Source organism: Paenibacillus sp. EC2-1 (genome assembly GCF_049311625.1).
In the GTDB taxonomy this organism is placed as follows: Bacteria; Bacillota; Bacilli; order Paenibacillales; family Paenibacillaceae; genus Paenibacillus_AQ.
On record NZ_CP186006.1, the window covers coordinates 5,260,308 to 5,274,567 of the forward strand.

The window sequence follows — 14,260 nt, forward strand, 5'->3', positions numbered from 1 at the left end:
AAGGGCCTGGGCAAGTGTTCAAGGGTGTCCTATATAAATAATGAGACTATTATGCAAATGACTCTACGAAAAAAGGCACCCGTTCTTCATCCCTCTCAGGACAAAAAACAGGTGCCTCTATGATTTTACTATTTGGCTAGTTGAAGCTTAACCTTTGATCGCACCAACCATGATACCTTTTTCGAAGTACTTCGACACGACCGGATAGAAGACGAGTACCGGAACACTCGATACGACAACGACAGCATACTTGATGGACTGCTTGATCAAGTTAACTTCACCTTGGTTACTGTTCATCATGGCCTGGTTCGCAGCATCACCCATCTGATTCTGTACGAGAATTTCTCTCAAGATGAGCTGCAGTGGGAATAGATCACGATCCGATAGATAGATCATCGCATCGAAATAACCATTCCATCTACCAACACCATAGAACAGCATCATTACTGCGATAATTGGTGTGGAGAGCGGAAGAACAACCTTAAGCAACAACTGCATATCGGTTGCTCCATCAATAAATGCACTTTCCTCTAGCTCTGTTGGGATGTTCTGCTGGAAGTACGTCCGCATAATAATCATGTTATATACACTGACTGCACCTGGCAGAACCATAACCCACATGGAGTTGATAATACCTAAACTTTGGTTGACCAAATAGGTAGGAATCAAACCACCAGAGAAGAACATGGTGAATGTGAACAAGATTGTAATGACGTTACGTCCTCGGAAATCTTTTCGGGATAAAGGATAGGCCGCAAGTGTAGTCATGATGACGTTAATAGCCGTTCCTAGCACGGTGTAGAGAACAGCATTTTTGAAGCCCATCCAAATATCGGGGTTCTCGAATACCCGTTTATATCCTTCTAACGTAAAGCCTTTTGGCCATAGCAGAAGAGCACTATCAAAAATTTGACGTGGATCACTTAGCGATGCAAAAACGACAAATAGTAGTGGGTACAGAATAACCAGCGTAATTATGGAGACCACTGCGATGTTGATCCAGTTGAATATTTTGTCTTGTTTAGTTAGATGATGCTGCATACTTGCCCCTCCTTACCACAGGCTTGTCTCACTGAATTTCTGAGCGAATTTATTCACGATGTACAGAACGATGAAGTTAATCAGATTGTTAAACAAACCTACTGCAGCGGAGAAGCTATACTCTGCATTCAAAATACCTGATTTATACATATATGTTGACAATACCTCAGATGTAGCAAGGTTTGCATCATTCTGCATTAACAATACTTTTTCGAATCCAACGGACATCACAGAACCTGTCGCTAAGATCGCACAGATCACGATCGTTGGCATGATTGCAGGAATCGTAATATGACGAATACACTGCATTCGAGTTGCACCTTCAAGATAAGCTGCTTCGTATTGGTCTTGTGGAATACCTGACATTGCAGCTGTATAGATCAATGTTCCCCAACCGATGGACTGCCAAATACCAGACCAAACGAATACATGTGGGAACAGATCAGCGCTACCAACGAAATCAATTGGCGTACCGCCAAAATACTCAATTACTGAATTAATTACACCATCAACAGGAGATGTAAAGAAAGTAATCATACCGACAATGATAACGATTGAAATAAAGTTCGGAATATAGGAAATCGTCTGCACGATACCTTTAAACTTTTTGTTACGAAGCTCATTAAACATAAGTGCTAAAATAATCGGAAGCGGAATTCCGACCAAGAGACTGTACAAGCTGATACGCAAGGTGTTAATGATAACATCCCAGAAATAGAAGGCATTAAAGAATCTTTCAAAATGGTCGAGTCCTACCCACGGACTGCCCATAATACCGAATGCAGGTGAATAGTCTTTAAAAGAAATAATAACCCCATACATGGGGATATAGTTCCAGATAATCAAAGAGGCTAGTGGCAACAGCATCATGAAGTACAGCCATTTTTGCTTCATGATTGATTTACGCTTCGGTTTAAGAAGGTTTTTCTTTTGAAGTGAAGATTCCATATTGTTCCCCTCTCCTTAAATTTGGGGAGACTCTTCATGAGTCTCCCCTGCTAACATTTGTCTCTTAGCTCTCTTTGTAACGCTTGTATTGCGTTTGCTTATGTGTCAAATATTTATCGATGCCCATTTTCTTCAATTGAGCAATGTAGTTATCCCACTCTTTATCGATATCTTTCGTGCCTGTTACGAATTCAACACGCATCTGTCCAACATAGTTACTTACGTCAGCAATAATGGAGGAAGATTCATTCGCTTCTTCAATCGTTGCTGGCAAGTCAGGAAGCATTACGCTTGGCAATGTTTTCTCTGTCAGATCTTTATATACAGGCACTTCTTGCTTACCTGCAGCTGCTCTAACTTCTGGAGATAGCTCTACGTAAGGGAAGTATCCGCCGTATACATTATCTACATACTGGAATGCACCAAGACCAATACCGTCTTTATAGTTCAAGATCTCATCGATATAAACCATCTTGTCATCTACTTTGTTGTAAGTAACGCCTTCTTTACCAAGGTAACCGAATACGCTTCCTTCTTCACTGTAGAAGTAGTCAACCCATTTCAGAATAGCTGCTGGGTCTTTAGCATCCTTGGTAACAACAAGGCTGGATGCGCCCGCAACCTGGGAATCCGTCAGAGAAGCCATATCGCCTTCAGGACCTGCAAGAACGTTGATCGCTACGAAATCATCCTTCACACTTTCACCGATGTAGTCCGGAGCTGACCAGTTCCAAGCACCCACTAAATCTTTAGCTGCATCTGCAGTCCATTTGTCGTAATCAACACCACTGAAAGCTTGCTTGTTGATGGCGCCATTCTTATACATACGATTCTCGAATTTCAGAATTTCTTTGTATTCATCAGATGTAATGGTGAGCTGAATCTCATCGTTGTCGTCAACATAGATGAAGTTACCTACTGCCTTACGACCACCGTTACCGATACCGAAGGAACCCATCATCATTTGTTCGAACGTCCAACCAATCGATCCGCTTGGCATATAGTAACCTTGCTCGTCGTTTACACCGTTACCGTTCGGATCTTTTGTTACGAACGCCATCAATGCCTCTTCGAGCTCAGCCGTTGTCTTCGGAACTTCCATGCCTAGCTTGTCTAGCCATTTCTTGTTGATCCACAGACGAATTGTACGGTTACCTTCTGGATATGGATCCAGATAAGGTGTTGCGTAGATGTGACCATCTGCGCTCGTGATTCCTTTTCTTACATCCGGATTCTCATCCAAATATTTTTGCAAGTTCGGAGCATTGTTTTTAATCAGTTCTTCAAGCGGCAAGAACATACCTTGCTTACCGTACTTCAGCAATTCACCATTGCTCCAGTCTACTTGGTAGAAAGCATCCGGCAACTTACCTCTCGTCAGAATAATATTTTTCTTTTCGCCGATATCAGTGAGTTCTTCCCAGTTCACTTTCATTCCGGACATTTTCTCGTATTCTTTCCACATCCACAAATCTTTGGATGCAGGTCGAAGGTTGTTCCAGCTTGGTCTTAGGATAGAAATCTCATTTGAATTTGCATCAGAAGAACCATTGGATTCATTTGTTTTACCACCACAGGCTGTAACAAGTAGGGCAGATGCTAGCAACAGTGACATTACAGCTTTTCCTCTTTTAGAAGTGAACACTCAACAAACCCCCAATATTTGATATATCATATCAAAGCACAAGTTGATTATATGATATACTAACGGAGTTGTCTAGCGCTTACATTAATCTAAATAACAAACATGTAAGCGATTATCCTTGAAATATTTTGCGCATAAATATAGTATGAAATTAGGCTCTTTCTTGGGTTAAAGCGATAAATGTGACAGATATCACTAGAAAGTTACGATATACGGTTGCAATAGAGAAGCTATGTATATCAACGATATCTAGCACATGCAGGAATCGAGTACCGTAAAAAATCAACAAGCCAAATATTTCATTGGAAATAGTGCATCATAATACTTTGACATAATCGTTTTTAAATGATATATCAAATTTAGTAAGGGGAAGTTATATGGATAACATTCCGTTATATCAACATATCGTCATTGATTTAAAGGCGAAGATTGAATCCGGTGAATTGAAAATCGGGGACAAGCTGCCAACCGAAGCCGAAATTTCTAAAGAGTACAACGTAAGCCGAATCACTTCAAAGAGGGCGCTGACTGAACTGGAGAACGCCAACCTGATTTACCGAGTACAGGGCAAGGGAAGTTTTGTGAACTCTGTGATTACCGCCAATCGAACCATGGAGCGGGCTAACAAAGAGATTTTGCTGATCCTTCCGTTCACTCACAATTCAGCTCTTGGTGATTATGAAAAAGGGATCAATGAATATCTTGCAGAAACGGATTATACCCTTAATATCCAGTCCAATACGATCGTTGGGCAGCGCAAGCTGCTTCAGACAGCACTTCAAAGCTCTAATTCGGGGATTATTTTTTATCCCGTAACCAGCATTTCCGATCTCGATATTCTGTATCAGTATCATTTATCCCAGTTCCCTGTCGTGACTATGGACAAACATATTGAAGGCATTCCGTTCCCATCGGTTGTCTCGGATAATTTTGATGGTGCTTACCAAGCGACCAAACATTTAATCGAGAATAATCATAAGAAGATTGCCTTTATCTCTTCCTTGAAAGTGGAGACATCCTCATCCATTCGCGAAAGATACTTCGGGTATTTGAAAGCACTCTTTGATCACAATCTGGTCGACAACAGTGTTAATGATCTGACCGAGCGCTATCTTACTCATGCTGATGATGATGGAAGAGATTTTTACATCCGGTTCATTAAGTCCGTTCTTGAGCAGGGCATCACGGGAATCATCGCCGAAAATGACATCATTGCTATCGAAATTATTCAAATCGCTAAAGAGCTGGGACTCTCTGTTCCCGATGATTTCTCCATCGTAGGGTTCGATAATATTCAACTTGCAAGTTTCATTGACCCTAAGCTAACTACGATTTCACAAGATTTCGGCAAAATGGGGGGTCTGGCTGCAAAACATCTGATACAGCTTATCCAAAACCCGCACGACCATTCAAGCGAGAATGTCATTGTACCGGTTAAGCTGATCGAACGACAGACCGTCAAAAGATTGTAATACCCACTCTCATAACCAAAAGGAGATTGCCATCATGCTGCACTATATCGACACCAGACAAGGCTCTAATAACAAACATTCGTATTCTAACGGGAATACGCTGCCATACACTTCCGTTCCTTTCGGTATGAATCACTTTGTTGTTCAAACGAATGATGATGGAAGCTGGTTCTTCAATCCGAACGACCGTGTATTTCAAGGGTTTCGATTGACACACCAGCCAAGCCCTTGGATGGGAGATTTCGCTCATTTCCTCATGACTCCGATTGCTGATGATAAGATCAGAGGAACGGTCTTCACTTGTCAGAGCTCCTATCGCCCTGAAGAAGCTGTGTTTAAACCCAACTATGTACGCGTGAAGCAGCAGCGTTACAACATTACGACAGAACTGACTCCTTCCACTTATGGTGCTTCCTTGCGTATCAAGTACAATTCCAGCCAACAAGCAGGATTTGTAGTGAACGCTAAAGGCAAGAGCTCACTTACATGGGATGCAGCAAGCCGCAAACTATCCGGATTTATCAGCAACTTCTCCGGTTGCCAAGATGAGAACTTTGGCATTTATGTGGTCATGACATTCAGCAAAGACATCGACCTCTCCACATCCGGCATCTATGATGCTGAAGGTAATTTCAGTGCAACTACAGCTGTGGAAGGATCTAATCAGCATGCCGTGATTCGCTTCGTTGACTGCGAGAAAGGTACGCTGGATGTTAAGCTCTCCACTTCTTTCATTAGCTTGGAACAAGCTGAACTAAACCACGAGCGCGAGATCACAGCAACTTTTGATCAGATGAAAGAAGATTCAGCGAAGGCTTGGAATCACTACCTGGGCAAGATCAAAGTTACGCATCGTAACGAAGAATACTTAAGAACTTTCTATACCTGCTTGTACCGTATGTTCTTGTTCCCGCAAAAGTTCTATGAACTGAATGCAAACAACGAGCCGGTTCACTACGATACAACAGCTAAAGAAGTGAAGAACGGCATCCTTTATACCAATAATGGATTCTGGGATACATACAAAACGGTATATCCGCTATACTCCATCATCGCTCCGAACGAATACAAAGAAATGCTTGAAGGCTTCCTGAATTCGTTCCGCGAAACTGGTTTCTTGCCAAAATGGTTGTCCCCGGATGAGCGCGGCCTAATGCCAGGTACGCTGATTGATGCTGTTATTGCGGATGCAGCAGTCAAAGGAATTGCTGACTCGCTTCTACCTGAGCTGCTTGAAGCGATGCTGACAGCTGCAACGACCCAGAGCAAGACGAACATTTATGGTCGTCAAGGTACACTGGATTACTTGAAATACGGTTATGTGCCAAGCAACTACCATGAAAGTGTTAACCATACCCTTGATTATGCTTATAGTGACTACTGCATCAGCCGGGTGGCTGAAGTATTAGGCAAAACTGAAATTGCTGAACAGTACAGACAAAGCGCGCTTAACTACCGCAACATTTTTGATAAAGAAACCGGATTTATGCGTGCTAAAGATAAAGATGGACAATTCCGTCCAGGGTTTAGTGATACGAGCTGGGGCCTTGATTATGCCGAAGGCAGTGCGTGGCAGAACAGCTTCGCGGTCTACCAAGACTTTGATGGATTGATTCAGGCTTACGGATCGAAGGATCGATTCTTTAACCATTTAACCGAACTATGCAATAAAGCACCTGACTTCGATGTCAAAGGTTATGGATTTGAGATTCACGAGATGAGTGAAATGGCAGCCGTTGATTTCGGTCAGGTAGCTATCTCCAATCAGCCGAGCTTCCACATTCCTTACATGTTCAACTATGTGGGACAACCTGCATCTGCCCAAGTTGTTATCAAGCAGATTATGACGAACTTGTTCAACAGCGGCTTTGATGGCTTCCCTGGTGACGAGGATAACGGCAGTATGTCTGGCTGGTATGTGTTCAGCTCTATGGGCTTCTATCCGGTATGTCCGGGCAGCGGCGAGTATGTGCTTGGCATTCCGTTGTTCGACTCAGTAACGATCGAGCTTCCAAACGGCAAACAAATGAATATTCATACAGACAATAACAATCCACAATCCAACTTCGTAGCGAACGTTGCACTGGACGGCGAAGATTACACGAAGCTGTACTTGAAGCATGAGGACATTATGGATGGAAAAACACTTGATTTCAGACTGGGTCTGGCTCCAAGTTTCCGCCAATATGAATCCGAAGAAATTCCGTTCTCCATTTCGAAGAAATAACATAGAAAAAGGACACCACGAGCTAACCACATTACAGGTCTCGAAGGTGTCCTTTTTTCTATATTAATGCTCGGATTGTAGTATGTATCCCTTGCCCCGGATACTCTCGATCGACATGATATGTCTTATCTTCTTTCTTACCCGGTAAATCAGTGCATTCAGCTCTTCGGCGCTTACGTCAGGCAACTCACCATCTCCATAGCTTCGTTCTGGCCAGACCCAGCACTTCATCTGTTCTTTAGACACGAACTGGCCTTTATGGTTCATCAGCAGTTCAATGCACTTATACTCTTTTTCCGAGAATGCATATACTTCTTCTTGAAAGATGAACTCTTGCTTAAACGGATCCAATTGCACCTGCTCTGATGCTTCAAAAGCTGCTATCTGTTTCATTAACGGAGTAATATCCATCGTCTCATCCATACTCACACTAGAGAATGACAAGACGATTAAATCACCTGCCAGTGCAATCTGATCCATATGCTGCAGAACTCTCTCCCCATTCGGGCTCAGTCGTTCCTGGTTTACGTAAGTACCATGTTTACTGTTCAAATCTTTAATGTAATACAGCCCATTCCTGTACTGTAGCGCTGTATGTTTCCGGGATACAAACAGATTATCAAATACAATATCGGGATTCCACTGCTTGCCCTTCCTACCTAGAATCATCTGATTCTTCAGCGGGATTACATCTCCCCGTTCATAGGGATTCCCGCGCTCCACCACTAAAAAGGAGGATCTGTCCATCTTACTCCCTCCTCATTTCTTTATTCTTTGTATTCAGACTGTCGATTATCAGATCACTATCATGCAATTGTTATGGTCCAGCTATTGAGTGAGCTCTCTAAATGGATAAGATGAAATAAGAGGATCTATAATACTGTACATTTTAAACAAATTTCGGGGGATCGGATAGTGAGACAACTAAAAAGAAGAACGAAAATCATTCTGCTGCTTACAGCAGTGCTCATATTCATGTTTATCAATAATACAACGCTATTCACTAAAGAACATCCAAGTGAGCCTTTATTACTCGCACATCGCGGTATGGGACAGACGTTCTCCATGGAGAATATCCAAGGCGATACCTGCACAGCTTCTCGAATTTATGAGCCGGAGCATCCATATTTGGAGAACACCATTTCTTCCATGAAGGCAGCCTTTGACGCAGGTGCAGACGTCGTTGAATTCGATATTAAACCGACAAAAGACGGTCAATTCGCCGTATTTCACGACTGGACGCTAGATTGCCGGACGAACGTACAAGGGACGGTCATGGATTATACCATGGAAGAGCTGAAAAACATAGATATTGGCTATGGATACACAGCAGACCAAGGTGAGACTTACCCGTTCAGAGGTAAAGGAATGGGACTTATGCCCTCTTTAGAGGAAGCCTTATCTGCTTTTCCAAATGGTTCTTTCTTAATTCATATAAAGAGCACAGATTCGAATGAAGGCACTCAGCTAGCTGATGAACTATCTGAGATGTCAGATGAGCAATTAAGCCGTCTTACGGTATACGGGGATGATGCACCCATAAGCGCGTTAAAACATGAGCTGCCCACGCTTCGCGTCATGTCGAAGTCTACATTAAAAAGCTGCTTAATCTCCTATACCGGAGCCGGCTGGACAGGGTATATACCTTCTGTATGTCAGAACACTCAGCTACATATTCCCGAGAAATATGCGCCTCTCCTGTGGGGTTGGCCCGATAAATTCATTAACCGAATGGAAAGTGTGAATACAAAGGTTATTCTAGTAGCCGGTGATGGTGGCTGGTCTGAAGGATTCGATTCCGATGAAGATCTAGAGCGTCTGCCGGATAATTATAGCGGTGGAATCTGGACGAATCGTATTGATCTTGTCGCTCCTAAGCTAAAACTCAGTAAAGATTGAGCCAAAATCCACTAACTCATGAAAATATTCTACGTTATGATCAGCTTTATGCATCAACTTTAACAGCCGTACTTAGAGTGTCTTGGGACATTCAGGTACGGCTGTTTGACATGTTACACAAGCCGGAATTAGAAATGGGGAGTATGAGGGGATCGCATTCGAGCAAATCATAGACCAAGTGGAAAATCACGTCTCCATTCTTTACAATGAAGAGAAAGTGAGGTGCAAATATGAAAAATATGGTTCATAATAACGCAAAAATAGTTATTAGTATAGTAGTATCCGTTCTAGGGATCTTCATCTTATGGTTTGCTCTGAGCTCAGGCAAGGAGAAGCCTTCCAAAGCAGAACAATTCATTGAGCAGCATATGAGAAACGAGAACGGTACGTGGGCCACCTATCTTCAAGAAGCCCCTTCTGTAGATCAGAACATTGTGGCCGGCAGAGAGGCGCTGTCAGAGTCGCTTGGACTCTGGATGCAGTATGCAGTATTACAGCAGGATCAGTCCAGATTGAATGAGAGTGTGGACCTTTTGAGAACGTATTTTATATCCCCTCAAAAGTATATCTACTGGAAGCTCCAGCCTTCAGGGAAGTCTGATGTAAGCACCAACGCGCTTGGAGATGATCTAAGAATTGTAGATTCCCTGCTGAAAGCCTATGCCCTGTGGAAAGACGAGACCTACCTTAGCATTGCTAAAGATATTACATACACACTGCAAACGGAGGGTCAGCACAGCGGATACTTTGTAGATTTTCATGACTTTAAGAACAAAATATCTTCTGACACACTTAGTCTGGTTTATATCGATATATCCGCATTAAAAGGAATGCTGAACAACAGCCTGATCTCCGATTCGGAATATACACAGCATAAGGATTTACTCCTTCAGATGCCAAACGATGGGCCATTCTATCCCAAAACCTATCAGGTACAGTCTAAAAAATATACATACGACGAATCCGTTAATTTGATTGATCAGTTAATTGTCGGCATTCACCTCACTGAAGCTGGGAAGAAGCCCGAAGAACTGGTGCAGTTTCTGAAGCAGGAATTTGAGCAGCGTCATCAATTGGTAGGGCGGTATGATCTTGCAACCCGAGTACCGAATGTGACTTACGAATCGCCAGCAGTCTATGGATTAGCGATGTTATTAGCCATACAATGTGATGATGTGGAATGGGCCAAACAATTGCAGAAACGCATGGTGTCACTCCGAGATCAGGATAAAACTTATCCTGGCGGATATGTATTCGATAACAATACTCACATTTTCGATAATCTGTTTCCTCTGATTGCTGAGACGACATTAAACAACGAATAATAGCATTTTCACATTTAACCTATTTATTCTATGATTCCCACGAAAATAATGTCGATTTATGTCTTTTTATGTAATAATATATTCAGGGGTTAACGCAACACTCGCGCTAGAAAGGAAGGATGCGTATGAAGAAACATATTCCTATTCGCCGTATTGAACTTGGTTACTTCCTCATGATTGCCCTCGTCATTATACAAGAGCTTATTTTTTATTGGAACATTTATGATAGACAAGTCCTGACCGTTTCTGAGGTTGTTTTTAGTGTAGCTACACTCATATCCTTGCTTGTCGGATTCATCCTTCCGGTAGGCGTTACTGCTGTTTTGATATTCGTGTTCCTTGTCAGTTATTTTGTCTGGTTATCGACCTACGCAACCATAGGTGTACTTACGCTCTCCTGGATGTTGCTGATTCCCGCAAATGTAATGATCGCGGCATTCATCCGTTCCGTATTGATTCAGAACAGCCGTTTCATTGAGCGCTTAGAAGCACTAAAGACGAGAAACCCTGATATCGATCTAGATACTTCACTCGGTAACAAGGATGCCTTCTCCGATACGTTGGTGAAACAGTCTAATCTTGCGAACCGCTACTCTGATCAGTATAGCTTCAGCTTAGCTATGTTCAAGATTGAGTTTCTCCCGCTTGTCCAAGAATCACTTGGTTCACAGCGATACTCTCAGCTCCTGCTCGAGTTGTCACAGACCATACAAGGACAAATCCGTTTTGAAGACTATAAATTTTCCCTTGATAATGGGCGGTTTATTATTCTCTGTCCTCTGACCAAACCAGAAAATCTGAAGAACCTCACAGAGCGGATTAAGCTTGCAATGATGAACATGCCCTTTACAGACAAGCATGGCAATCCTCTCAAGTTAGTTATTCGCGCTGGAGCACTCGTATTTCAACAAGATCAGTTCGAGAAGTATGAAGATAGCGATGCTGTCATTCGTGCGCTAGAACGGAATACAGAGACGGATCTTATCGGTGAATACATTTAATTCAATTCTATGACCCTACACAAAAGGAGGTATGCGCCTTATGTCATATACCAGCTGGTTCATTCCTTTATGTATTGCTGTCAGCATCCTATTTACGATTTCTATTCTGATCTTGACGATTTCAACGTTAAACTTTCGATCTAAAGTCAATAAAAAGTATGATCGGGGGAAATTAAATGGCTGATTTCCTACTCATAATATCCATTATTAGCATTTGGATCGCCGTCTGCCAGTCCATTCTCATTATGGCAGGCGCTATTGTGTTCATACGCAAACAAAACCGTGAGCAACTGACCATGCCGGATAACCTTGAAGATTTCCCTACTGTGACCGTAATGGTGCCGGCCCATAATGAGGAACTCGTTATCACATCTACGGTGGAACATATTTTGCAGATGAATTATCCAGAACATAAACTGCAGGTCATTGTCATTGCAGATAATTGTACCGATAACACTGCAGCAAAACTGAAATCCTTGCAGTCATCTGCCAGCTACGAAGGCCGTAATCTGCTTATTCTTGAACGAACAGGAACAGGCGGTAAATCCGGTGCACTGAACGATGCATTGGAGCATGCAACGGGGGAATGGATCTGTATTTATGATGCGGATGCAGCCCCTGAGAAGAATGCACTGCTGTTTCTAACTCGGAAAGCGATGGAGGAGCCTGAGAAGTATGGCGCGGTATTCGGACGTAACAAAGCCCGTAATCGCGGTCAGAACTTCCTGTCTCGGTGCATTAACCTGGAGTTAGTCACGATTCAGCGGGTGCATCATACCGGACTATGGCAACTCTTTAAGTTAGGAACCATTCCTGGTACCAATTTCATTGTGAAATCATCCCTCATCCGAGAAATTGGCGGCTGGGATGAAGATGCGATTACTGAGGATACTGCAATTTCATTCGAAATCCTGATGAGAGGACAGCTTATTGCCCTTGCGCCACAAGCGGAGGCCTATCAACAGGAACCTGAGAAACTAAGTGTATATATGAAGCAGCGCGAACGCTGGGCCAAGGGGAACTACCAGGTCGTACTTGATAATCTCCATCACTTAGTGAACCGCTCTAGCTGGCGGATCAAATTCCATGTCCTTTATTATGCAACAAGTTATTTCTGGTTTATGATTGCCATCATTGTTTCAGATATCATCTTTGTAGCGAACATTATCTACCAGATCATTGCCTTGTTTAATCCAGCCGTTATATCCCCTTTTCAATTTCAAGGCGACGTATATGTATTCTTGGTTATTGCATGGGCTCTTATGTACTATATCTACGTCTTACAGATTAATCTTGCTCTGGCAGCAGATATCGGACAGAGTAACACACGCAACTTTATCTTATCCTGTGTATCCTATTTCACATATTCCCAGCTATTCTTACTCATCTCCGTCAAAGCTTTCGCAGGGATGCTTATTGATAAAATCACGGGCCGAGAGAAAAAGTGGTATAAAACACAGCGGTTCGGTTGAAACCCAAGTATCATGAGCGAGCACTTTTGCTCAGCCATAAATGCAAAGCACTCCCACCAATCAGAAGAGACCTGGTGAGAGTGCTTTGTTCTATATGTGAATACACGTTTACAGGAATATTTGTCCAATTAAACGAATTACATTATAAAAAGGACAATTTGTCTGGAAAGCGGTGTTTTACATATGTTCGGAATTTTAGGTGTATCCGGTTTATCATTCTTACTCGTCGCATTACTAACCCCTCTGCTTATCAAGGGATTGCATACCCTTAAGCTTACACAGCCCATTCGCACTGAATTACCTCCAGATCACCAAGCTAAGCGTGGAACACCACTTATGGCTGGCTTGATCCTGCTTACGGGTGTGGCAACATCACTCCAGTCTCTCCCTGCCCCTCTGATGATGTTTCTCTGTGTGACGTTCATTCTATTCAGCTCCATCGGCTTTATGGACGATTTCAAGAAGGCTGCGTTTCAGGATCCCTCAGGGATTTCCGGGCGTATGAAACTTCTCCTTCAGTTTGTATTTACAGGTGCACTATTGTATGTGCTATTCCGTTCGTTTGGTCTTACCAGTGACATTACACTATTTCAGGGATTCGAGCTCCATCTTCCCATTTATATATATCTGCCAATTATACTTCTGTTCGTGGTTGGCTCTGCCAATGCAATCAATTTCACAGATGGACTGGACGGGCTGTTAATTAATGTCGCAATCCCAACTTACTTCTTCTTCTTTCTGATCTCGGATAAACCGGAGGTGCAGACCTTCTCACTCGTCATGATCGGGTGCCTGCTTGGCCTGTTTATTTATAATATCTATCCCGCTAGAGCATTTATGGGTGATACGGGGTCCCTTGCGATTGGTGGCTCTCTCTCTATTCTGGCGGTCATTGAAAAAGTCGAGATTTTGATCCCGATTCTATTCTTTGTCTATCTCGCTGAGCAGCTCTCTGTCATCCTACAAGTGTGGTATTACAAACGGACGAAGTTGCGGCTATTCCGAATGGCTCCTATTCACTATCACTTCAGTCTCAAATATGGCTGGAGCGAGAACAAGATCGTGATGGTGTTTGGTTTTGTCTCCTGGTTCTCTGTGCTTCTATGCTGGTTTTTATGGAAATATGTAATCGCCTGAATGTAACATAATAAAATTTCGCAAGTTTCAGAAAAAAATATTTATCTTGAATTAATTTTCATGAAACTCAATAATATGTTCAGGACTTATCTG

12 protein-coding genes are annotated in these 14,260 nt (G+C 42.6%); 8 read left to right on the top strand and 4 right to left on the bottom strand.

From position 1 onward, the window contains the following. Positions 1-147: 147 nt before the first annotated feature. The 3 genes from ACK8P5_RS24660 to ACK8P5_RS24670 form a co-directional block, all read right to left on the bottom strand. A complete protein-coding gene (locus ACK8P5_RS24660; protein WP_422658808.1) occupies positions 148-1,041 on the bottom strand; it encodes a carbohydrate ABC transporter permease in 894 nt (297 codons plus the stop codon). A gap of 12 nt (positions 1,042-1,053) precedes the next feature. Continuing rightward, positions 1,054-1,989: an ABC transporter permease gene (locus tag ACK8P5_RS24665; protein WP_422658809.1), complete on the bottom strand. Its 936-nt coding sequence runs from the start codon at positions 1,987-1,989 to the stop codon at positions 1,054-1,056. A gap of 64 nt (positions 1,990-2,053) precedes the next feature. Further along, complete coding sequence (locus ACK8P5_RS24670) at positions 2,054-3,604, bottom strand: extracellular solute-binding protein (RefSeq protein WP_422658810.1); 1,551 nt, start codon at positions 3,602-3,604, stop codon at positions 2,054-2,056. A 407-nt stretch (positions 3,605-4,011) separates the two neighbouring features. On the opposite strand from ACK8P5_RS24670, the gene ACK8P5_RS24675 reads away from it, so the two are divergent. After that, the gene (locus ACK8P5_RS24675; protein WP_422658811.1) at positions 4,012-5,106 is read left to right on the top strand and encodes a GntR family transcriptional regulator; all 1,095 of its coding nucleotides are present in this window, start codon (positions 4,012-4,014) and stop codon (positions 5,104-5,106) included. 34 nt (positions 5,107-5,140) lie between these two features. Further along, positions 5,141-7,333, top strand: a complete 2,193-nt coding sequence (locus ACK8P5_RS24680) for a GH92 family glycosyl hydrolase (protein WP_422658812.1) — start codon at positions 5,141-5,143, stop codon at positions 7,331-7,333. Between the two features lie 63 nt (positions 7,334-7,396). Here ACK8P5_RS24680 and ACK8P5_RS24685 read toward each other — a convergent pair whose 3' ends face one another. After that, entirely contained in the window at positions 7,397-8,080 is a 684-nt protein-coding gene (locus ACK8P5_RS24685) for an FHA domain-containing protein (RefSeq protein WP_422658813.1), read from the bottom strand. Between the two features lie 168 nt (positions 8,081-8,248). Between ACK8P5_RS24685 and ACK8P5_RS24690 the strand changes: the two genes are divergently transcribed. The 6 genes from ACK8P5_RS24690 to mraY all read left to right on the top strand — a co-directional run bounded on the left by ACK8P5_RS24690 (position 8,249) and on the right by mraY (position 14,167). Next, entirely contained in the window at positions 8,249-9,232 is a 984-nt protein-coding gene (locus ACK8P5_RS24690) for a glycerophosphodiester phosphodiesterase family protein (RefSeq protein WP_422658814.1), read from the top strand. Positions 9,233-9,462: 230 nt separating this feature from the next. Then, complete coding sequence (locus ACK8P5_RS24695; RefSeq protein ID WP_422658815.1) at positions 9,463-10,557, top strand: glycosyl hydrolase family 8; 1,095 nt, start codon at positions 9,463-9,465, stop codon at positions 10,555-10,557. A 125-nt stretch (positions 10,558-10,682) separates the two neighbouring features. Then, positions 10,683-11,558 carry a GGDEF domain-containing protein gene (locus tag ACK8P5_RS24700; protein WP_422658816.1) on the top strand — a complete coding sequence of 292 codons (876 nt, stop codon included), beginning with the start codon at positions 10,683-10,685 and terminating at the stop codon, positions 11,556-11,558. Positions 11,559-11,598: 40 nt separating this feature from the next. Continuing rightward, complete coding sequence (locus ACK8P5_RS24705) at positions 11,599-11,742, top strand: hypothetical protein (protein ID WP_422658817.1); 144 nt, start codon at positions 11,599-11,601, stop codon at positions 11,740-11,742. Further along, the gene (locus tag ACK8P5_RS24710; protein WP_422658818.1) at positions 11,735-13,030 is read left to right on the top strand and encodes a glycosyltransferase family 2 protein; all 1,296 of its coding nucleotides are present in this window, start codon (positions 11,735-11,737) and stop codon (positions 13,028-13,030) included. The genes ACK8P5_RS24705 and ACK8P5_RS24710 overlap by 8 nt, the downstream gene beginning before the upstream one ends. A 183-nt stretch (positions 13,031-13,213) precedes the next feature. Continuing rightward, on the top strand, positions 13,214-14,167 hold the full coding sequence (gene mraY, locus ACK8P5_RS24715; protein WP_422658819.1) for a phospho-N-acetylmuramoyl-pentapeptide-transferase: 954 nt from the start codon (positions 13,214-13,216) through the stop codon (positions 14,165-14,167). Positions 14,168-14,260 lie beyond the last annotated feature (93 nt).